This is a genomic window from Sorangium sp. KYC3313, from assembly GCF_052075895.1.
GTDB lineage: Bacteria > Myxococcota_A > Polyangia > Polyangiales > Polyangiaceae > Sorangium > Sorangium cellulosum_B.
In genome coordinates this window covers 3455195-3475346 of record NZ_CP197255.1, presented here as the reverse complement: position 1 = coordinate 3475346, position 20152 = coordinate 3455195, and the positions used below count along the sequence as shown (strand labels likewise).

General features: G+C 70.7%; 17 protein-coding genes. 5 read left to right on the top strand and 12 right to left on the bottom strand.

All coding sequences use genetic code 11. The annotated features are described in order from the left end of the window. Positions 1–17: 17 nt before the first annotated feature. Both ACSRUE_RS13565 and ACSRUE_RS13560 read right to left on the bottom strand, forming a co-directional pair. Positions 18–1889, bottom strand: a complete 1872-nt coding sequence (locus tag ACSRUE_RS13565; protein WP_441291353.1) for an ABC transporter ATP-binding protein — start codon at positions 1887–1889, stop codon at positions 18–20. Positions 1890–2154: 265 nt separating this feature from the next. After that, the gene (locus ACSRUE_RS13560) at positions 2155–4842 is read right to left on the bottom strand and encodes a penicillin acylase family protein (RefSeq protein WP_441291352.1); all 2688 of its coding nucleotides are present in this window, start codon (positions 4840–4842) and stop codon (positions 2155–2157) included. A gap of 271 nt (positions 4843–5113) precedes the next feature. Between ACSRUE_RS13560 and ACSRUE_RS13555 the strand changes: the two genes are divergently transcribed. After that, positions 5114–6286: an SUMF1/EgtB/PvdO family nonheme iron enzyme gene (locus ACSRUE_RS13555; RefSeq protein WP_441291351.1), complete on the top strand. Its 1173-nt coding sequence runs from the start codon at positions 5114–5116 to the stop codon at positions 6284–6286. A gap of 72 nt (positions 6287–6358) precedes the next feature. On the opposite strand, the gene ACSRUE_RS13550 is transcribed toward ACSRUE_RS13555, so the two are convergent. From ACSRUE_RS13550 to ACSRUE_RS13520, 7 genes are all read right to left on the bottom strand, one after another. Further along, entirely contained in the window at positions 6359–7357 is a 999-nt protein-coding gene (locus tag ACSRUE_RS13550; protein WP_441291350.1) for a HupE/UreJ family protein, read from the bottom strand. Further along, a complete protein-coding gene (locus tag ACSRUE_RS13545; RefSeq protein ID WP_441291349.1) occupies positions 7354–8130 on the bottom strand; it encodes a hypothetical protein in 777 nt (258 codons plus the stop codon). The genes ACSRUE_RS13550 and ACSRUE_RS13545 overlap by 4 nt, the downstream gene beginning before the upstream one ends. 180 nt (positions 8131–8310) lie before the next feature. After that, a complete protein-coding gene (locus ACSRUE_RS13540; protein ID WP_441291348.1) occupies positions 8311–9540 on the bottom strand; it encodes a polysaccharide deacetylase family protein in 1230 nt (409 codons plus the stop codon). A gap of 382 nt (positions 9541–9922) precedes the next feature. Next, positions 9923–10810: a phosphotransferase family protein gene (locus ACSRUE_RS13535; RefSeq protein WP_441291347.1), complete on the bottom strand. Its 888-nt coding sequence runs from the start codon at positions 10808–10810 to the stop codon at positions 9923–9925. A 63-nt stretch (positions 10811–10873) separates the two neighbouring features. Further along, complete coding sequence (locus ACSRUE_RS13530) at positions 10874–11917, bottom strand: NAD-dependent epimerase/dehydratase family protein (protein WP_441291346.1); 1044 nt, start codon at positions 11915–11917, stop codon at positions 10874–10876. A gap of 55 nt (positions 11918–11972) precedes the next feature. After that, the gene (locus tag ACSRUE_RS13525; protein ID WP_441291345.1) at positions 11973–13010 is read right to left on the bottom strand and encodes a deoxyhypusine synthase family protein; all 1038 of its coding nucleotides are present in this window, start codon (positions 13008–13010) and stop codon (positions 11973–11975) included. 398 nt (positions 13011–13408) lie between these two features. Then, positions 13409–14095: a TetR/AcrR family transcriptional regulator gene (locus ACSRUE_RS13520; protein WP_441291344.1), complete on the bottom strand. Its 687-nt coding sequence runs from the start codon at positions 14093–14095 to the stop codon at positions 13409–13411. Positions 14096–14216: 121 nt separating this feature from the next. Between ACSRUE_RS13520 and ACSRUE_RS13515 the strand changes: the two genes are divergently transcribed. Further along, positions 14217–14987, top strand: a complete 771-nt coding sequence (locus ACSRUE_RS13515) for an SDR family NAD(P)-dependent oxidoreductase (protein WP_441291343.1) — start codon at positions 14217–14219, stop codon at positions 14985–14987. Positions 14988–15067: 80 nt separating this feature from the next. On the opposite strand, the gene ACSRUE_RS13510 is transcribed toward ACSRUE_RS13515, so the two are convergent. Then, positions 15068–15676, bottom strand: a complete 609-nt coding sequence (locus ACSRUE_RS13510; RefSeq protein WP_441291342.1) for a cytochrome c-type biogenesis protein — start codon at positions 15674–15676, stop codon at positions 15068–15070. A 268-nt stretch (positions 15677–15944) separates the two neighbouring features. On the opposite strand from ACSRUE_RS13510, the gene ACSRUE_RS13505 reads away from it, so the two are divergent. Genes ACSRUE_RS13505 through ACSRUE_RS13495 form a run of 3 tightly spaced genes read left to right on the top strand, consistent with a single transcriptional unit; the run spans position 15945 to position 17997 of the window. Then, positions 15945–17534, top strand: coding sequence for a cytochrome B6 (locus tag ACSRUE_RS13505; protein ID WP_441291341.1), 1590 nt, complete (start codon positions 15945–15947; stop codon positions 17532–17534). Between the two features lie 59 nt (positions 17535–17593). Beyond that, entirely contained in the window at positions 17594–17833 is a 240-nt protein-coding gene (locus ACSRUE_RS13500; protein ID WP_441291340.1) for an addiction module protein, read from the top strand. After that, on the top strand, positions 17830–17997 hold the full coding sequence (locus ACSRUE_RS13495; protein WP_441291339.1) for a hypothetical protein: 168 nt from the start codon (positions 17830–17832) through the stop codon (positions 17995–17997). The genes ACSRUE_RS13500 and ACSRUE_RS13495 overlap by 4 nt, the downstream gene beginning before the upstream one ends. A 180-nt stretch (positions 17998–18177) precedes the next feature. Here ACSRUE_RS13495 and ACSRUE_RS13490 read toward each other — a convergent pair whose 3' ends face one another. Beyond that, complete coding sequence (locus tag ACSRUE_RS13490) at positions 18178–18846, bottom strand: peptide chain release factor-like protein (RefSeq protein ID WP_441291338.1); 669 nt, start codon at positions 18844–18846, stop codon at positions 18178–18180. Then, a complete protein-coding gene (locus ACSRUE_RS13485) occupies positions 18843–20078 on the bottom strand; it encodes an RtcB family protein (protein ID WP_441291337.1) in 1236 nt (411 codons plus the stop codon). The genes ACSRUE_RS13490 and ACSRUE_RS13485 overlap by 4 nt, the downstream gene beginning before the upstream one ends. Positions 20079–20152: the final 74 nt, after the last annotated feature.

Below are 20152 nucleotides of genomic sequence, written 5' to 3'. Positions count from 1 at the left end.
GGCGCCTCGGGAGCCGCTCACACGCCTGGCACCGCCGCGGCCTCGAGCAGCGCTGGCTCCAGCGCACCCGCTCGGTGGCCGAGGCCCCTCGCGCCGGACGGCTCGTGCGCCCGCCAGAGATCCATCATCCGGCGGTACGCCCCGCCGCGGCGGAGGAGCGCCGCGGGCGGGCCCTGCTCGACGACGCGACCGCCCTCGATGACGACGACGCGGTCGGCGCGCAGGGTGGTGGAGAGCCGGTGCGCGATGAGCAGCGTGGTGCGGCCCCGCGAGAGCCCCTCGATGGCCCGCTGCACCGCGGTCTCGCTCTCGATATCGAGGCTGCTCGTGGGCTCGTCGAGGATCACGACCGACGGGTCCTTGAGCAGCGTGCGCGCGATCGCGAGGCGCTGCCGCTCGCCGCCGGAGAGCGCCACGCCGCCGCGGCCGACGAGGGTCTGGTACCCGAGGGGGAGCCGCTCGATGAACTCCTCGGCGCAGGCGGCGCGCGCCGCGGCGCGGAGCGCCTCGCTCGTCGCGTCGGGCGAGCCATACCGGAGGTTCGCCTCGATGGTGTCCTCGAAGAGGAACGGCTCCTGCGTGACGATGCCGAGCTTCCGCCGGAGCGCGCGCTGCGACAGCGCCCGGAGGTCGAGCCCGTCGATGCGGATCGCCCCGGAGGTCGGATCGTGCAGCCGCAGGAGCAGATCGGCGAGCGTGCTCTTCCCGGCGCCGCTCGGGCCCACGACCGCCACGAACTCGCCGGCGCGGATCGAGAGCGAGATCCCGTCGATGACCGCCCGCCCGGCGGCGTGCGGGTAGCGGAAGCTCACCTGGTCGAGCTCGAGGTCGCCGCGGATGTGCTCCGGGCTCACGGCGCGCTCCGGATCGGCGACCGCGACCTCGGCGTCGAGCACGCCGAAGATCGCCGCCAGGCCGACCTCGGCGCGGCGCGCCGTCTCGTAGACGCCGAGGAGCGTCTGCGCGGGGCCATAGAGGCCGCCGACATAGCCGAGGAACGCGACAAGCGTGCCCACGCCGAGCTCCCCGCGGAGGACGAGCAGGCCCCCCACGCCGAGCAGCGCCACACGGCCGATGTTGACGCACACGCTCCGGCCCGCGGAGAGCCGCGTCTGGAGCCCGATGCTCCGGAGCACCTCGCCCTGCGCCTCCTCGACGGAACGGATGAACCGGGCGTGCTCGTCCGCCTCGCGCGCGAACGCCTTGACCGTCTTGATGCCCGAGAGCACCTGCTGAAAGCGGTTGTAGATCCCGCACCAGCGGTCGAGCACCTCGCGCTCGCGCTCCACGAGGCGCGCGGTGGTCGCCCTGCCGAAGAGCAGCGGAGGCACGATGAACCCGACAGCGACCAGCGCGAGCAGCGGGCTCAGCCGGAGCATGATCCCGAGCGAGACCACGAGGTAGACGAGCGCGGGGAAGAGCTGGAACGCGACCGAAGCGAGGCAGTCCATGAGCGACGTGATGCCGCGATCGACCCGCGTCATCGTCTCTCCGACGCCCCTCTCCTGATGGTACGAGAGGGGCAGCGCGTGCAGCCGCGCGGTGGTCTCGTCGAGCAGGTCGCGGTTGATGCGGAGCCGCACCCGCCACACCGAGAGCGCCCCCAGGCCCTCCGCGATCTGCCGGAGGACGACGAGCGCGCACAGGGCGAGCGTCAGGCAGGCGAGGGACCGGACGCCCTGCTCCCCGGGCGCGGCCGGCCCGCTCCCGGGGCCGAAGACACCAGCGCTCGCCGAGATCTGGTCGAAGATCGCGCGGTGCGCGAGCGGCTCGAGCGCGGGCAGGCCGCCCGAGACGAGCGTGAGCGCGAGGCACACGGAAAGTCGACCACGGTGGGGAGATAAGTAATTCAGACTCCGGCGCAGGTCACGGATCAGGGATCGCTTCACGGCCAATGCTCATTCGCGCCTCATCGCAGCGCAGGAGAAGGGCGCCAGGCGCGGCCGGATACGAGCAGGGGATAGCCCTAGGCGCAACGCTCTTCTCTGCGCGTTCGAATGGAATCATCGGTGTCCCGAGAACCTGCGGAGCCGAGGGATCCTGGGAGTCTGGAGCACGCGCCGGCGCGGGCGGCGGCCGCGATGGCCCGCGCGCTCGCGCCGGCGGCGCCCGGCGACATGGCGCCGCCGGGGCCCGCCGCGCGATGGCGCCGGGTCAGCGCGCCGGCGAGACGTCCACCACGCTCGCCGGATCCGTCACCGCGCCCGGCCCGAAGTGGAACTCGAGCGGCTCGTTGTCGAGCCATTGCGGGAGGAGGTTGTTGTAGAAGGCGCTGTCGCGGTGGAGGTCCGACCCGCCGGGGAGCCCGAAGCGCATCTTCGGGCCCGCTGGATCCGCGTCGATGACCAGGCGGATCGAAGGCCCGTTGGCGAAGGCGAAGCTGGGCTTTCCGCCGTCCGGCGGGAGCGCGCGCGATCTCGGGTTGGCGACGTTGACGGTGAACAGCCCGCCCGGCGCGGCATAAGGCCCGTCATTGTACACGGCGAGGCCGAAGTTATCGAAGATGCTGCGGAGCGTGAGCGTGTGGACGCGGCCCCAGCGCCAGTCGTCCGCCGGGCCGAGGGCCGCGAGCGAGGCGGCCGCCTTCGTGAGCGCCCGGAGCACGATGTCGTCCTGCGTCTCCGCCACGCCGTCGGTGGTCACGTCGTCCCAGAGCAGAGCGCCCGAGCTCAGGCGCGCCGGATCGCGCAGCGCGCGCGCCACGACGGTCAGCCCGAACCCGGGCTCGTCGAGGCCCGCGGCCGCCGCCTCGTCGCCCAGCGCCTCGCTCACGATCGCATAGAACGTGGCGTGGAACGCCGTGCAGCCGATCGACGCGGCGGCGAGCGTCGCGTCGTCCACCTTGCCCGCGTCCACCGGATCGTGCCCGTCGAGCCCTGTCGGACACGTGTGGTCCCAGGCGGCGAGCGCGTCGACGACGGCCTGTTCCTCGTCCGTCAACGTCGCCGGCTCCGCGGCCGACAGCACGGCAGGCACGACGAAGCTGCCATAGAGCGAGTACGTGTCGCCCTGCATCGCCGTCATAGTGTCGGGCGAATGCGCGTCGCCGCCTGCGTCGAGCAGATCGAGGATCCGCTGCTCGCGCGTCCCGTCGGCCTTGCCCCACGCCTGGAGCGCGCCTTGCCCGTCGTTCGTGGGGTCGCCGTCGGCGGTCGCGCCCGTCATGTCGCCGTTCGCCGTCGCGATCGCGGCCGCGGGCGGGTTGAGGAGCTGCGGCAGCTCGGCGAACGGGATCGGGTCGCCCCACTCGGCGCTTCCGTCGCCCGGGAGCGGCAGCCACGCCGGCACCTCGGGCGACGCCCAGGGCCGCGCCGGCACCTTGCTGTACGGGAACCAGCCGATGTTGCCCTCGGTGTCGACGACGACGAAATTCTGGCTGGCGGAGCTCGCCGCCTCGAGCCCTCTCCTGGCTTCGTCGACGCTTCCAGCGCGCCCGAGGGCGAAGAACGCGTCGAGGTCCGTCCCGCCGTCGTGCCCGCGCCACCGGATGGTCACGGCGGTCCCGGCGCCCGCGTCCTCGCTCACGATGGGCCCGTGGTGCGGGACCCAGCGGAAGGTCTTCTCGATCGTCTCGCCGGAGGCCGCGTCCTTGAACGAGAACTTCTTCTCGACGATCGCCACGTCTTCCCCCTTGAAATCGACCGACGCGCCGTCCCCGGTGAGCGTCTCCAGGTAGACGTCGGCCAGGTCGTAGTACGCGGTGGTCACGCCCCAGCCGATGGACTCGTTCTGTCCGATCATCACGCTCGGCATGCCCGGAAACGTGCCGCCGGCGACGTGGTATTCGCCGTCGCCCCTGCTCTTGGCGTCGAGCTCGACGGGGAACCAGATGCTGGGATTGCCGAGCAGCAGGTGAGGATCGTTCGCCAGGATGGCGTGGCCGCTCTCGGTGCGGCCCGGGCCGACAGCCCAGTTGTTCGACCCGGCGTCGCCCGCCATCTTGCGCCGGCCGTCGCCGACCTTCGCCGCGCGCTCCGCCGCGCCCGTGAAGAGCGCCCGGCGCGGCGAGAGCCGCGACGCGGCCGACGGCGCGAAGGGCCGCGCGAGGTCCGCCGCCTGCGCGGCGGGCACGGTGGACGCGTCGAACACGGGCGCGGGCGAGAACAGATCGGCGGCGAGCGCCGCGTCGAACAGCGGCACCTGCGCCGCGAGCTCGAGCTCTTGCGCGCTGTTGTTCGAGAGGTCGTTGAGCACGTAGAGGCCGACGGCGGCGCTGTCTTCCGGGCTCCAGTCGCGGATCGGGTCCTTCACCATGAGCGCGAGGTTGTACTCGACGGTCAGCGTCGCGCCGTTCCTCTTGCTCCGCATGTCGGCGAGCCAGGCGTTCACGCCGCGCGCATACGCGTCGAAATGCCCTTTCACCTTGGGGCTCGCCTGCGCGTAGAGCGCCCTCTCGAGCGGCTCGCCGTCCCGCGTCGTGAAGAAATGGCGGTTCTGATAGTCCTGCTCGAGCACCCGCGCGCCCGCCTTCACCAGCCCGCCGAGCGACCCCTCGACGAGGTTGCGGATGAAATCCATGAAGAAGAAGCGGTTCTGAGCGTGGAAGTAACCGAGCGCGGCGAAGCAGTCGTTGTCGGACGCGCACTCGAGGTGGAGGACCCCGAGCTCGTCGGTCACCGCCCGGACATCCCCGTCGAGATCGGGAATCGCCACGCCGCCGGCGTCCGATCCCCCTCCGCCGCCGCCCGCCGCTCCCCCGCCGCCTTCACCGCCGCCTTCACCGCCGTCGCCGCCGGCCGCGCTGGACGGGGCGTCGCCGTCATCGCCGCACGAGACGGCGGCCGCCGAAGCGGCGAAGACGAACGCAAGAACCAGCGAACCGAAACGAGCCGTACGCATCATCAGCGATACTCCTTCTGTCTTCGGGCGCACGATATCACGCGCCTCCGGCGGGAACGGCGAACCGTGCGCGTCGATGGCCTGCCGGAGCAGAGGGCGAGATCCGGCAGCGCCAACCCGGGAAGCCGGTGCCCCCGGAGAGCGCCCGGCGCGCCGCCGCCCGGAGCGAGCGCGCCCCGGCCGGACCGCCCCCGGCCCGGCCGGGGCGCGCGGCGTCGATCCGGGGGCGCGACGCCTGGTTCCCCTTGCCGCGATCTCGACTATGACGCCGGGCATGCGACGCCTCCTGCTCCCCCTCTCCCTCCCCGCCCTGACGCTCGCCGCCGCCTGCTCCGGCGCTCCCCCGGAGCCGGCCCGGACGGGGCCGTCCCCGCGCGCGCACGACGGCCACCCGCCCGCGGCCGCGCCGTCCCCCGCCGAGGCCGGACCCGCGGCGCCCCCCGCCCCGGAGGCCGGCGCGCCCGCCCCCCAGGCGGGGACGGCCGGCGGGGAGACCGCCACCGCGGAAGAGCAGGCGTGCCCGGCCGACATGAAGCTCGTGGAAGGCGAGTACTGCAGCGAGGTCGAGCACAGCTGCCTCCGCAGCTGGTACGACAAGTCGAACAAGAAGACGATCTGCGAGGAGTTCGCCCCTGCCCCGGCCCGCTGCACGGGCGACAAGACGAAGAAGCGGTATTGCATCGACACGTACGAGTGGCCGAACAAGAAGGGGGAGCGGCCCGAGGTGATGAACCGCTTCCACCAGGCGCAGGTCAAGTGCGCCGCCGTCGGCAAGCGCCTCTGCACCGAGTCGGAGTGGACGCTCGCGTGCGAGGGCCCCGAGATGAAGCCGTTCCCGTACGGGTACTCGCGCGACGCGACGAAGTGCAACGGCGACCACCTCTGGGACGATCCCGACATGAAGAAGGTCGCGAAGCGCGATCCGGGCGAGCTGGCCCGCCTGTGGAAGGGGGTGCGGAGCGGGTCGCAGCCCGAGTGCATCAGCGACTATGGCGTCGCCGACCTGCCCGCGAACACCGACGAGGTGGTGGCGAGCGAGACGAGCGGCGGCTGGCGCGGCAAGTTCGACAGCGTCCACACCGGCGGCCCCTGGTACAAGGGCGTGCGCAACCAGTGCCGGCCGAAGATCTACACCCACGACGAGGGGTTCTATTATTACTTCCTGAGCTTCCGCTGCTGCGCCGAGCCCGACGGCAAGGCCACCGAGCCGCGGACGCCCCGGCAGGTCCAGGAGGGGTGGGATATGGCTCGCGTCGAGCGGATGGCGCAGTTCACCGTAGAGGAGATGCGCGGGAAGCTCGAGCTCAAGGAGCAGGGCAAGTGCGAGTGCAAGCCGACCGACATCCGGTGCAAGACGATGTGCGGCACGCTGCTCGGGCCGGGCGCGGTGGACGCGACGCCGGGAGGCGGCGCGCCCGCGGCGCCAGGGAGCGGCGAGAAGCGGTGAGCGGCGAGGCGCCTGCCGGACCTGCGGCGCAGCGCGAAGGGGCCGCCTCCACGCCGCCGCCTGCGGGTTCCGCTACATGCCGGCGTCCGTGAGCATCGCCACGACGCGCTCGATCGACCAATAGCCTGCCATTGCGCCCATCGCGTACACCACGCCGCGCCTCACCGTCGCTGGTTGCGTGGGGACCCGCGCGGCGAGGAGGCGCAGCGCGACCACCAGCGCGATCACGCCGAGCTGGCCTATCTCCACGCCCACGTTGAAGAACAGGAGCGCCATCGGCACATGCCTCTCCGGCAGCCCGATGTCGAGCAGCGACGACGCGAACCCGAGCCCGTGAAGCAGCCCGAAGGCGAACGTGACGACCCATGGGGCCCGGCGGGTCAGCGAGTCGGTCGGCCGGATGCACTCGCCGCAGATCAGCACGATCGAGAGCGCGATGGCCGCTTCGACCGGCGGGGCCGGCAGCGTCAACCAGCCGAACACGGCGCAGGCCAGCGTCAGGCTGTGCGCGACCGTGAAGGCCGTGACGGCGCCGAGCAGCTTCCGGCCGCCGCGCACGAGGAGCGTGAGCGCGATGACGAAGAGGAGATGGTCGAACCCGGTCAGGATGTGCTCGACGCCGAGCCACGTGTAATCGACCATGATCGGCCGGAGCGCGCCGAGCCCGGCGGAGGCGGGAATACCGTAGACCACCAGGCTCGGGTCGTTGCCGGTCAACACCCGGACAAGCCGGCTTCCATTCCGCCACTCGACAACCACCATCACGTTGGTCTCGGTCCCCTCGAGCCAGGGGAGCTCGATGGTGCCGACGAGGCCGTCGTGACCGCAGTCGAGAGCTGCTCCGTCGAGCTTGCAGGCCGCGGGGAACACGGCGGGCGTCGCGAGGTCGGCCTGGAGCGCGGACGAGCTCGCCTCCCAGCGTACGGCGAACCGCCCGTCGTGACCTTCCACCTCCGTCAGCGAAAGGAGCGCCGAGTTGAGCGCGTGGGCGGCCGCGGGGACGGGCACCAGGAGCAGGGCCAGCAAGAACGGCAGGGACCGAGCGAGCCGGAGCAGGCGCGAACGATTCAAGGGCTCTCCTTGAATCTGTACTGCGCGAGGAGGCTCTCGACGAACTCGTCGACGGCTTGCTTCTTCCGTGCGGCGGTCCAGTCGATGATGAGGGTCGCGCGGATCGCCTCGCGGCTGGGCAGCCCCCCGCTTATCTGGTTGACCCGCGCGAGCAGCAGGCTGTCCTGGGTCTCCAGGGCCTGCCACGCGGCGAGCGGCGAGCTGCCGATGCTCTCGGCGACCGCGGGTCCGAACTTGGCTGCGAGTGAATCGCGGGTGAGGTTGCCCCCCTCGATCGGACGACCGAGCGTCCTTGGGTCCGCACCGTCGGCCAGCGCACGTCGATACGTCGACCGCTGCTCCTCTGCAGCCGGGTCGCTCCTGGGAAAGGCGACGATCTCGAAATCGTACCGGAGCGGCGCCTCGTACTGGCTCCGGTGAGCAGCCAGCCACGCGTCCAGCTCTGCGTCCGTCGGCGCCCGCGCCGCGCTCGGCTGAGCCGCCCGTGTCCGCAGCTTCTCGGCCAGCGCGACCCGCACCGTCGCGTCCTGCCGATCGAGCCCCTCCCGCAGCGCCTCACGGTAGAGCACCTCGTCCCGCTTCCACCCGTCGAGCGCCGCCGCCAGCTCGGCCGCCGTCGGCGCCCGCCCCATGGTGTCGCGGAACTGCCGTTCCAGGTCCGCCTTCAGCCCCGTGCTGACGACGATCTCCCTGGGATCGCCGGCGACGAGCCGGTGGCCGAGGAACAACAGCGCGCCGATGAAGAGGAAATGAAGGATCGGTTCGCGGAGCAACCGAGCGAAGCTCCCCATGGTTCTACCGCTGATGTCAGGCATGAAACGCGCTCTCGCTGGGGGAGAGGAGACCCAAACGCTTCGGAGACGTCAAGCCCCCGCTGCGGGACCTTCCCTGGGTGGGATCGGCTCCGCCCGAAGCCCGCGCCGGCAGCGGCGCGGGGCATCGGGCGGCTCGCGTCACGGCGAGAGCGTGACGGACTTCGCGTCGAGCGCGACCTCGTAGTAGCCGTGCGGATCCCAGCTGAGCGGGGCGCCGTTCTGCTTGAGCGTGCCGCCGGTGACCGTCACGCGCACGTACTTGCCCGGCGGGAAGTTCTGGGGGAGCGTCCAGCTGTAGGTCGTGTCGTTCCCGTTCTTCATGTTGGTGCCGTCGGTGATCGCCTTCTGGCCGCGCCAGTAGGCACCGATGGTCTCCATGGTGCCGATCCACACGTCGCCGTATTCCTTGACGGCCTTGACGTGATCGACCCAGGCCTGGAACGGGATGGGCTGATAGGCGCCGTCGCTGCCGCCGGTGAAGCCGTGGATGCAGAAGGTGCGCCACTTCTTGCCGGTTCGCGCGCTCGCGACCTCCGAGTCCATCTGCGCCTTGGAGGCGTTGGTCGGGGGAATGTAGGTGGGCAGCTTGAACGGATTGCTGTTGTCGTTCGGGCCGATCAGGGCGTTGGACACGCCGCGATTGATCATGAAGCGCGACTGGGAGATGCTCGTGTACGCATCCGAGCCGTTGGGCGCCGCCATCGTGTACGGCGTGACACCGTACTTGTCCTTCATGTCCTTCGTCGCGGCGTCCGTATCGGAGCCGTTGTCGTTGCTCGAGTGGCTCCTCGTGTGGTTGGCGAGCTCGTGCCCGTCTGTCAGCGCCTTTTTCCAGACCGCGTTGTTCGCTTCCTGCTTACCGGTCCAGACGTAGAACGTGAACGGCACGCCGAGCGCGTTCATCGCGTCGTAGTTCTGGATCTGGGTCTGGTTCACGTCGTCGAAGCTGTACGTCACGGCGCCCGCGAAGCCGGCCCAGTCGAGGACCTTGAACCCGCCGGCCGCGCCGCCCGGCTTCGGCACATTGCCAGCGCCAGGCGCCGGCGGAATGCCGGACTCGGGCAGCGCTCCTCCGTCACCGCCACCACCCGTTCCCGCTCCACCCGTTCCGCCGGTGCCGGCGGGGTCCGAGCCGCCCGTGCCGGCGGGGTCCGAGCCGCCCGTGCCGGCGGGGTTCGAGCCGCCGTCGCCCCCCCCGGCCGACGCCGAGGTCGAGCCGGGATCCCCGCCGCTGGAGGAGGAGCTTCCCGGCGTGCCGCCGCCGCTGCTGCTCGTCGTCTGCTGGCCACCGGTGGTGCCGCTGGTGGAGGTATCCTCCCCGTCATCGCCGCCGCAGCCGCTGACGTGCAGCGTGCCCAGCAACAACATCGCACCGAGCGCCAAGGACGATGACGCAGGAAAATTTTCAAAGTGGCGGAATCGCGATGATTTCAGCATAGGGTAAGGATACAAATTCCCGGAAGGCGCTCAAAAGGATTACGCACGACGCACGCGGATCGACGCATCGCACGCATGGCTCACACGTTACCAAAAGTAGCAAGGGCCGCGTCGACGAAGCGCTCCGCCGTATCTTTCTAGCGACGCGGCGAGCGCCGGAGCGTACCGGGCTTCGCGTCGGCCTCATGCGCAGCGCTGTCCCCCTGACTGGCCAGGTGCATTCCACCCCCGCCTGGACGATCGGCAAAGCAAGCGGGCGGCCCCGTGTGGACGGCCGGAGGGACCGCCCGCCGCGTGGGTCCAAGGGTCCGCTTCACGGATCCCCCTGGTGTCCGAGCAACACGCGTCGACACCATCGGTGCAGGCGCACGTCGTCGGTCGCGAACGACCAGCGGGCGGCGAGCCATCGCTCTGCAGGCTCGAGCAGCGCGTCGAGGTGCTGGGCCAGCAGCCACTCCCGGGCGAGGCGTCGGTCGCGATCCGTGGCGGTCGTGGTGATGAACGGCGTGAGGTAGATGACGGCGGAGAGCGGATCGAGCCGAGCGTCTCCCACGATGGGTAGGCCCCCGAAGTCGATCACGGCGCTCACCTCCTGGCCTTCGACCAGCACATTGCCTGGATAGAAGTCCATGTGCACGAAGCTCGGTCGCTCCGGCTCGGGCAGCGCGGCGGCCAGGCGCGCCGGATCGATGCCGTCGAACGCGCTCCCGGCGCAGGCCAGGCTCTTCCTTGCGCGCAGCTCGAGGTAAGCGCGGTAAGAGGGCGTCCGGATCGGCTCGGCTTCGCAGAGGTCGCCGTACCACGCAGCGCTCACGCGCAGGGCTCGCAGGTGCGTCGAGGCCTCGAGAAAGCGGGTGATGAGCTGTTCGCGCTCGGCGCCGGCCGCCTCGCCGAGCGCCTGCAAGAGGGGCCGCCCGGGGAGCCGCGGCTCGACTGTGATGAGGCGGCCGTGCAGCTCGGTCGTCTCCAGGACACGCGGGATCGAGAACGGCACCGCGCTCGCGCCCTGGTGGAAGTCCTCGAGCAGCTGGGCTCGTCGAACGACCGTCTCCCGGACGGTCCCGGGATGGTGGACGCGCACGACCCGCTCGACGCCCAGCGCAAACACGCAGGCTTCACCGCCGATGCCGAGCAGCCCATCCCGGGTCAGGCCGAGATGGCTCATCACCCGCAGCAGGGGGGCGTCGTCCTCGATGCTCATCCCGAGGTCCGCTGCGGGTGACTCATGATGAGGATCTCGCTCTCCCCGGCGCCGCGCGCCCCCTCAGAAGAAGGCCTTCAACAGGCCTATCGCGCCCTGCTTCCAGGGCACGCGATGGGTCACGCCCGAGCGGCTCTCGAACTCGCTGCGATGCGCCCGGTACCACTCGAGGTTGCGCACCAGCGCGTCCTTGTTCGAGTACCTCGGCGTGAAGCCGAGCACCCGCTCGGCCTTCTCGATCGACACGAACGAGTCCTTCGACGCCGTCTCGTAGACCCACTTGTAGAGCGGCGACACGCCCATCGCCTCGAGCGCGCGCAGGCCGACCACCGCCGGCGCCGCCGGGAAGGGCACGATCTTCTTGCCCTTGCCCGCCGCGTCGAGCACCGCCTGGTAGTCCTCACCCATGGTGGTGAAGTCCTTCGCGCCGATGTTGAAGGTGTCGTTGGCGATCGACGCGTCCTTCGTCATGCACAGGGTGATCGCCTCGCAGAGATCGGCCACGTCGAGGAGCTGGTAGCGGTTCTTGCCGTCGCCGATCATGGGGAAGCCCTTGCCGTCGAGCGCCCAGTCATAGAGCAGGGCAAAGACCCCGAGCCGCTCCGGGCCGATGAAGGACTTGGGCCGGATGATCGGCACCACGAGCCCCCGGCCACGCTCCTCCAGGCACACGACCTCGGCCTGGATCTTGGCCTGCCCGTACGGGCCCACGCCGTCGAGCCGGTCGTCCTCGCAGAGCGGGTGATGGTCGGGGATGCCGTACACGGCCGTGGAGGAGATGTGCACGGCGCGCTCGACGCCGTGGCGGCGCGCGGCGCTCATGACCAGGCGCGTGCCGATCACGTCGGTCGTGTAGATCTCCTCCGCCGTGTACAGGGGCAGCGCGGCCGCCGTGTGCACGACGAAGTCCTGCCCCTTCACCGCCGCGTCGACGACCGCCGCGTCACGGATGTCCCCGCGCACCTCGCGGATGCTCGACCGCTCGGGGTAGTCGAAGTCCAGGAGGTCGAGCGAGGTGACGTCATAGCCGCGCTCGAGCAGGTGCCGCACCAGATTGATCCCGAGGAAGCCCGCGCCGCCCGTGATCAGGACCTTCTTCTTGCTCATCGTCTTGCAACCTCGCTTCTGGGACAGGAATAATACGAAGGAGAGCCGCCGACGCTCACGCGCCGCGCGCCTCGATGATGGCCCGAGCCTCGGCCGGGTGCTGCTTGCACTCGAGCAGCGCCCCGAGCAGGAGCGGCGCCACGATGGTCGCGTCCGACTCGATCACGAACATGGGGGTGTCCGCGGTCAGCTTGTCCCAGGTGATCTTCTCGTTGGGCGTGGCGCCGGAGTACGAGCCGTAGGACGTCGTCGAGTCGGAGATCTGGCAGAAGTAGGCCCAGGGCCGGGCCGGCTCTTCGAGATCGTACTTGAGCGACGGCACCACGCAGATGGGGAAGTCCCCCGCGATGCCCCCGCCGATCTGGAAGAACCCCACGCCCGCGCCTGCGCTGAGCGCACGGTACTGATCGTAGAGCTCGGCCATGTACTCGATGCCTGACTTCACGATGCTCGCGCTGCACTCGCCCCGCTTCACGTAGGACGCGAAGATGTTGCCGAAGGTCGAGTCCTCGTGGCCCGGGACCACCAGCGGCAACCCGGCCTCCGCGGCGGCGAGCAACCAGCAGTCCTCGGGCGGTCCGCGGTGGAGCGCGGGCTCGACCACCCGGACCAGATCGTAGAAGTACTCGTGCCAGAAGCGGCGCTCGCCGCTCGCCGTCGCCCGCTCCCACATGGGGAGGATGTGCTTCTCGACCGCGCGGAAAGCCTCGTCCTCGGGGATGCTGGTGTCGGTCACGCGCCGCATCCGGTTTTCGAGGATCCGCGTGTCGTCCTGCTTGGTGAGGTAACGGTAGTCGGGGAAGTCGCGGTAGCCGTCATGCGCCACGAGGCGAAACAGCGACTCCTCCAGGTTGGCGCCGGTCACGGACATGCCGTGGATCAGGCCGGCGCGGATGGCCGGCGCCAGCGTGATGCCGAGCTGAGCCGAGGACATCGCCCCGGCCACGGCCCAGAACATCTTCCCCCCGCGCTCGATGTGCTCCCAGTACGCGAGGAGCGCGTCGCGCGTCGCGCGGGCGTTGAAATTCTTGTAGTTGCGGAGAACGAACGAGAGGAGGGGCAGCGTCGTCGACGCCGACTTCGTCTCAGCCATGTTTTTCCGAGCCTTGGCGACCACGGAGGTCGTCCCGGTGGTCTCGGGTCGCGCAGGCCACCAGGGACGCGCTACGGACCGGCGCAGGCCGGGCCGCCATCGCAGCGTCGGGTGGCTTCGGGGGGGACCGTAGCACGAATCGCGTGGAGGGTGTCAAGCCGGGCGGGAACCATGCAGGCTAGAGCAATAAACTGGTTGAAACCCCGAGAAAAAGCAGGAATTTCACAGGGAGGCGAGGAGGCGGGGAGCGAGAGACGGCGAGAAGGAGAGATTCTTTTGTTCTTCCTCCCCGCCTCCTCGCCTCCCTGTGAAATTCTCCGGGTTTCAACATGATTGGTGTTCAAGGAGCCGGAGCTCGCACTGGCGATCGTCGTTCTGGCGGGCAACAAGGAACATCCTCACCCCGGGTTGCCTTTCCTTCTCCCGCCGGCCTGCTGGCGCGGCTCCACGCCAGCGGCGCGCCGCCCTGTCCGGGCCGCCCGTTGCGCCGGGTCGACCTTGCCCATCGCTGCGCATGCGAGCTCGGGCAGCGTCGCCTTCATCCACGCGGGGTCCACGGCGCCGGGCGCGGAGAGGTAGGCGCGGCAGGCCTGGTGCGCCGGCCCGAGCAGCACGACGTCGACCATCACCTCGGACGAGCGCGCCCCGGAGAAGAGGCCGAGCCCGGAGAGGTGCGCCATGATCTCCGCCTTGAGCCGCGCCTTGGTCTCCCGGAGCGCGGCGCGGTGATGCCCGTCGAGCTCCAGCGCGAGCGCCTGGTACATGAAGCGCGCCTCGCCCTCGTGGTCGAACACCCAGGTCAAGTGCGCCTCCACCAGCGCCCGCACCGCCGAGCGGGCCGTCCTGGCTGCGAGGACGCGCGCGGTCACGTGCCCCACCAGCCGCTCGAAGGTCCGCTCCAGCAGCGCGGCCACGAGCGCCGGGAAGTCCTCGAAGAGGTGGTACACGCTCGAAGGGCTCGCGCCCGCCTCCTTGCGGACGTCCTCGATGCCGGTGCGCAAGAGGCCCCGCTGCTCGAAGCAGCGGAGCGCGGCGTCCAGGAGCGCCTCCCGGCGGGCCACGCCGTTCTGTCGAGCCACGGCCATGGCCCCTCCCCTACCCCAGCCATGCACCGCTGGCCAGCCGGCCCAACTGGAGGATTCTTCCAATTTTATTTTGGAAGTTTCTTCCATTTTGTTTACCTTCTTGTCGAAAGCGAGGTGTCGCATGGAGCTGGGGCTGGAGAAGAGGGCCGCGCTGGTGACCGGTGGCTCGCAGGGGATCGGCAAGGAGGTGGCGTTGCAGCTCGCGGCCGAGGGGGCCCGCGTGGCGCTCACCTACCGGAGCGAGCGGGAGAAGGCCCGAGAGGTCGTCCGGGAGATCGAGGGGCGAGGCGGCGAGGCGGTCGCGCTGGAGCTCGACCTCGGGTCGGTCGAGTCCGTCAAGGCGGCGGTCGCGGCCACCGTGGCGCGCTTCGGGCAGATCGATGTGCTCGTCAACAACGCGGTCCGCTGGAGCGAGCGCTTGCCCTGGGAAGCGCCGCGCTTCGAGGACATCCCGCTCGCGGAGTGGCAGGGCGTCATCCACGACAACATCGACGGCGCCTTCGCGGCGATCCAGGCCGCGGTGCCCTCGATGCGGGCCCGCGGATGGGGGCGGATCGTCAACGTCTCGTCGGGCGTGGCGCTCGACGGGGTGGTGGGCGCAGGGCCGTACGCCGCCGCCAAGGCGGCGCTCCACGGGCTCACGTCCGTGCTCGCGCGCGAGCTCGGGCCGCACGGGATCCTGACCAACGTGGTGGTGCCGGGCTTGACGCTGACCGACAGGGTGAGCGCGCAGGCATCACCGGAGCTCGTCGCGCAGCGCGGGAAGGCGTATCCCGTGGGGCGGCTGCTGCGACCGGAGGAGGTGGCGCCGACGATCGTGTTCCTGTGCTCGGCGGCGAACACCGCGGTCACGGGGGAGATCGTCCGCGCGAGCGGGGGCCGGCCAATGTAACCGAGGGAACTGACACCCACCGGTCACGGCACGTGCGCGCCGTCCACCACGGCTGCGAACTCCGGATCGATCGGCTGCACTCACGCGTCGCGCTCCCGGAGCTCGTCGTCGAGGCGCTCGTCGTACTCGTCGCGCGCAGCCGCAAGGGTGCCTCCGGACGGAGCGGCCTGCGCTGCATTGCTCCGCCACGATCGCAACAGGGCGAAGATCCCGATAAAGGTCGCTGCGATGGCCAGCAGCAAACCCAGCGCGACCTTGCCGAGCGTGCCTGACGAGGGCGCCGCCCGGAGGCGCTCGCCGTAGCGCGCCACGAGGTCCTGCTCGACGGCGTCGGCCGCCTCCCCCCGACGGAGACGCGCATGGATCTCGCGACGAAGATCGCGCGCCACCTCCGATTCGTGGACATCGAGCGTCTGATCCCAGCAACAAGGCGCGAGCAGACGCGCTGCGAGCGCCCTCTCGCCGGGCGCAGGGGTCGAGTCGACGCGCTCGGAGGCATCCTGGCTGGGTGGCGCGGGCTCGGCCCTGCCGGTGAGCGCCACGCCGGCGAGGGCGACGGCCAGCGCTGCCGCGCGGCGCCAGCGCGAGCTCCGCAGCGACCGGAGACCGACCGATCCGCTTGCCTTTCGCGCGCCGTGAGGAAGACGGGCCGGGTCATTGGCAGACCCGTCGTGGTCTCGCTGGATCATCGCGAGACAGGCTAGCGTCACCCGCTGCCAACGTCCTGCGACACGATGTCGCGCTTATCGCCGCGCGGCGCAGAGCGCAGGCGGGGCCTCGAAGCAGAGCGCCGCCCAGCCGAAAAAGTAGCCTGGAAGCGGCCCGTCCGAGACTCGGCCGAGCTGTTCAAATTCCCGCGGTTTGTCGGGTCCTGCAGCATTTGATTCTGCCCGCGAGGTATCTCGCGCTGCCCGAGGACCGCTCGAGGATCGGTCTAGCGCTTGCAAACGGACGAGCATGAGCAAGAACCGACCAGCCTCGTCACGGACGACCGTCGCGCTCGCAGAGAGGCCGATTTGCCGCGGCGTCGTCGCGCTCGTCGCGACATCGCTGGTCGGTTGCGGCATCGCCAGCGTGTGGGCACAGACGAGCTGTCCGACCCCGCCTCCGCCTGACGCGATCGCCCGCGCACAGGAGGCTTGCCAGGTCGCGGTGCAACGGCCGGAGCAGAGGAAGACCGCCCACGACCTCTCCAACATCTTCAACGCGCGGAACGCCGACCCGTCCTCTCCCGTGTTCCTGAGCCAACCGAAGCAGGGCAGGGTCTCGGGGTTCGACTTCTACCGGGATCCGTTGAACTCGGACAAGCCGAACGAGGATCCCACCGCCATCATGAAGCGGGAGATCGCGAACAAACCCAACGTCATGCGCGCTCAGCAGAAGCTCCTCGAGCAGCGCTACGATCTCACGCCCAGATTGGACCCCGTCGCCAAGATGTCGCGCGGCAAGCCGCTCTGCGTGGGCCCGACGGCGCGCCTCCAGAGCGGGCTGACCTGGGAGAAGCTGGCCGCCATGCCTCCCCTGGAGATCAAGCGGCAGGGTGTCTTCCCGTATCCGTCGCTGCCCCATCCCCTGCAGGCGAACGGCGGCCAGGTCTTCCCGAAGATGCAGATCGCGATGTTCCCGCGGCTCGAGCGCTTCGACGTGGACTTCGATCTGCCGGAGGCGTTCCTGCCCGAGTTCCCGCCCGCGATGTTCCTGAGCAACCGGCCGGAGCTCGGCGACGTGTCGCGCGGGGAGGTGGTGTCGATCAACAACTACTACCGGCTCTTCAAGGACATCCTCACGCCGGTGCAGCTCGACGGGCTCCGGCTGCTCCTGACCTCGTTCCCGCAGGAGGAGTTCAACCCGACCGACGATCGCAAGAGCCGTGAGCCGAGCCTCGGCGTGACGTGCCTCGACTGCCACATCAACGGCCACACGACGGGGCAGTTCCACCTGAACCCGGACATGCGCCCGCAGGAGCGGCGCCTCCGCCTCGACACGGTGAGCTTGCGCGGCGTGTTCAACCAGCAAATCCACGGATCGAAGCGGAGCCTGCGATCCGTCGAAGACTTCACGGAGTTCGAGCAGCGCACGGCCTACTTCAACGGCGATCCCATCCACGCCATGAAGAAGGGCATGAACATCCTCGACCGCATCCAGGTCAGCCACATGGCGCAGCTGCAGAACATGCTCGATTTCCCGCCGACGCCCAAGCTCGACCAGGCCACGGGCCGCCTCGACCGCGCGAAGGCGACCCCGAGCGAGCTGCGAGGCGAGCAGATCTTCTTCGGCAAGGGTCAATGCGGAAGCTGCCACACGGCGCCCTTCTACCTGGACAACCAGCAGCACGACCTGCATCTCGAGCGCTTCCTCAAGGACGAGCCGGGGGACGGCCCGATCAAGACCTTCACCCTGCGCGGCATCAAGGACAGCCCGCCGTACATGCACGACGGGCGTTGCCTGACGCTCGAGGACACCGTGGAGTTCTTCAACCTCGTGCTCGGCTTGAAGCTCTCGCGCGACGAGAAGAGCGATCTCACCGCCTTCATGCGGCAGCTGTAGCCGTCTGGGGGCGCTGGAAGAGGGATGCCGATGGGTCAAAATCCTGCTACAATCCCTAGATGTCGTCCAGGAATGCCGTGCTTGCCGAGGCTCTGCAACTTCCGCCGGAGGAGCGAGCAGACGTCGCGAAGCGCTTGATCGCGAGCCTCGACGGACCAGAGGACGAGGACGTTGAGACTGCCTGGCTCGCCGAGGTTGAGCGACGTCTGCAGGACGTCGACCGTGGCACGGCGAGCGCCGAGCCTTGGGACGCTGTTCGGGAACGGCTCGCCACACGTCTCCGCACGAACCGCAAATGAAGATCGTCGTTCTCGACGAGGCAGATGCCGAGCTTACCGCCGCCGCGGACTGGTATGAGCAGGAGCGAGAGGGCCTCGGTGAGGATCTGCTGGCCGAGGCCGATCGTGTAGTGAGTGCAATCGCGGCGAGCCCAACCACATGGCCCCTCGTTGCGGGCAGCTAGATCGTCCGCCGGTTCCTGTTCACAAGGTTCCCGTAGGTGGCCTACTTCGTTGTCCGGGACGAGCATGTCCTCGTGCTGGCGTTTGGCCACACGAGTCGAATGCCTGGCTATTGGCGGAACCGACTTAAGTAGTGAGCGGGAGAGACGACGCCTATCCAACAAGACGCGAGGCCGCTCTCCTCACCGTCCCTCCCGCGCCTCCTCCACGACAAGCGCGCTCTTCCGCCCCACCCGGTACGTCCTCACCGGCTCTCCCCGGACGATCCGGTCGTGCTCGCTCCAGCGCGCGGCCTCCCCGTCTGCGACGCGCCGGGCGGCGCGCTCGGCGAGCCGCTCGGCGATGCGCTCCACCCCGCGGCGGACGTTCGCGCGCTGCGAGCGCTCGTCGGCGACGCGCACCGTGATCCCGCTCGGCCGGTGGTGGATCCGGACCGCCGACAGGGTCTTGTTCACGTGCTGCCCTCCTGGCCCGCTCGCGCGGCAGGCCGAGATCTCGAGCTCGCGCAGGTCGACGCCCACGCCCCCGCCCGCGCCCGTCCCGGCGTCCTCCCCGGCAGCGTGGATCGCCACCCCCGCGAACCACCGCTTGCGCGCCGCCTTCCCCCGCGCCGCGCTCCGCTCGACCAGCGCGTGCGTCCCGAGCTCGCCCTCCAGGCAGCGGCGCGCGTCGCCCTCCACCAGGATCTCGACCGACGCCGGCGCGTCCTCGTCCCCGTGCACCGTGACGTCGACCACCGCGAGCCCGCGCTCCTGGCAGAGCGCCTCCATGCGCTCGGCGAGCCGCGCCACGAAGCGCCGCACCTCGATCGGCCCCCTCCCCGCGCTGATCTGCACCCACGACCGGCTCATCGCTTCACCGTGAGCACCGGCACGAGCGGCGCGACAGGCGTCGCCAGGCCGGCCTCGACGAGGCTCTCGATCACCGGCGCGATCGGCTTGTACGCGTCCGGGTGCTCCTCGAGCAGCAGCGCCGGGTCGTCGCACACGACGCGGCCGCCGAGCTCCGTGCGGGCGAGCTCACGCCGCCGGTACCTGGCCGCGATCTTCTCGCGCGCCTCGCTGCGCCCCATCTTGCGGCCCGCGCCGTGCGCGACGGAGCGCAGCCCCGCCTCCGCGTCGCACGAGCGCATCACCCACGACGGCGCGCCGCGCGACCCGAGCACCACGGTGAAGTCGCTGCCCCGGGCGGGCGCCGCGCCCTTGCGGTGCACCCAGGCGAGCTCGCCGCCCACGGCCTCGCGCGCGACGTCGTTGTGGGTGAGGTCGAGCCCGCCCGTGATCGTCGACGCCCGCGAGGCGCCGAGCGCGCGCAGCATCCGGTACGCGAGCAGGAGCCGGTTCGCCCGCGCGAAGCGGCACGCGCCGGCGAGCTCGCCGAGGTACGGCTCGGCCGCATCCCCCTCGAGCACCGCGCCGCCCCAGCGCTGCCCGAGCGCGCCGCCGAGCCCGCGCGAGCCGGAGTGCGCCAGGACGACGAGCTCCCCCGCGGAGAGGCCGAGGGCCTCCGCCGCCGCAGGGTCCCGCAGCGCGCCGACCCGGGCGACCTCGAGGAAGTGGTTCCCCCCGCCGACCGAGCCGAGCGCGCCCTCGTAGCCCGCGCGGTACGGCGAGGCGTCCCCGCTCGGGCGAAGGCCGTCCTCGGGCTCCGCCGCCGCGAGCCGCGCGAGCGCCTCGGGCACGCCGTCGACCTCGGCAAAGCCGCGCGCGCCACGCTCCCAGACCCGCTCGAACACCGCCCGCGGGTCGCACCCGGCGAGCGGCTCGTCGTCCATCGCCTGCCGGGCGCGCCGCTCGAGGACGTCCGGCGCCATGCGGCCGATCGACGTCGCGACGAGCCGCACGCCGCAGCCGGCGTCGCCGCCGATGAGCGCCGGGACGACCCGGTCCGCGAAGGCGAAGGCCGCGCCGATGGGGATCCCCCGCCCGGCGTGCAGGTCCGGCATGCCCACGGCGCGGACGCAGCCCGGCAGCGCGGCGACGCGCGCGAGCTGCTGGACGGCGTTGCCCTCGAGCCAGACGTCGTCGCGGGCGACCAGGCGGGCGTGAACAGGAAGGACTGCGCTGTCGGCGGGGGCTTTCATCGAGATCTCCGGGGCAGGCGGCAAAGGCAGGCGCAAACGCGGATGGGAACGGGAATGCCCATGGGAATGCGGAG

Excerpts from the sequence above, each read along its gene's own strand:
- ACSRUE_RS13510 (WP_441291342.1), bottom strand. The coding sequence starts at position 15,676 with ATGATCCAGCGAGACCACGACGGGTCTGCCAATGACCCGGCCCGTCTT.
- ACSRUE_RS13490 (WP_441291338.1), bottom strand. The coding sequence starts at position 18,846 with ATGAGCCGGTCGTGGGTGCAGATCAGCGCGGGGAGGGGGCCGATCGAG.
- ACSRUE_RS13535 (WP_441291347.1), bottom strand. The coding sequence starts at position 10,810 with ATGAGCATCGAGGACGACGCCCCCCTGCTGCGGGTGATGAGCCATCTC.
- ACSRUE_RS13560 (WP_441291352.1), bottom strand. The coding sequence starts at position 4,842 with ATGATGCGTACGGCTCGTTTCGGTTCGCTGGTTCTTGCGTTCGTCTTC.
- ACSRUE_RS13530 (WP_441291346.1), bottom strand. The coding sequence starts at position 11,917 with ATGAGCAAGAAGAAGGTCCTGATCACGGGCGGCGCGGGCTTCCTCGGG.
- ACSRUE_RS13505 (WP_441291341.1), top strand. The coding sequence starts at position 15,945 with ATGAGCAAGAACCGACCAGCCTCGTCACGGACGACCGTCGCGCTCGCA.
- ACSRUE_RS13525 (WP_441291345.1), bottom strand. The coding sequence starts at position 13,010 with ATGGCTGAGACGAAGTCGGCGTCGACGACGCTGCCCCTCCTCTCGTTC.
- ACSRUE_RS13485 (WP_441291337.1), bottom strand. The coding sequence starts at position 20,078 with ATGAAAGCCCCCGCCGACAGCGCAGTCCTTCCTGTTCACGCCCGCCTG.
- ACSRUE_RS13520 (WP_441291344.1), bottom strand. The coding sequence starts at position 14,095 with ATGGCCGTGGCTCGACAGAACGGCGTGGCCCGCCGGGAGGCGCTCCTG.
- ACSRUE_RS13515 (WP_441291343.1), top strand. The coding sequence starts at position 14,217 with ATGGAGCTGGGGCTGGAGAAGAGGGCCGCGCTGGTGACCGGTGGCTCG.
- ACSRUE_RS13540 (WP_441291348.1), bottom strand. The coding sequence starts at position 9,540 with ATGTTGTTGCTGGGCACGCTGCACGTCAGCGGCTGCGGCGGCGATGAC.
- ACSRUE_RS13500 (WP_441291340.1), top strand. The coding sequence starts at position 17,594 with ATGTCGTCCAGGAATGCCGTGCTTGCCGAGGCTCTGCAACTTCCGCCG.
- ACSRUE_RS13555 (WP_441291351.1), top strand. The coding sequence starts at position 5,114 with ATGCGACGCCTCCTGCTCCCCCTCTCCCTCCCCGCCCTGACGCTCGCC.
- ACSRUE_RS13495 (WP_441291339.1), top strand. The coding sequence starts at position 17,830 with ATGAAGATCGTCGTTCTCGACGAGGCAGATGCCGAGCTTACCGCCGCC.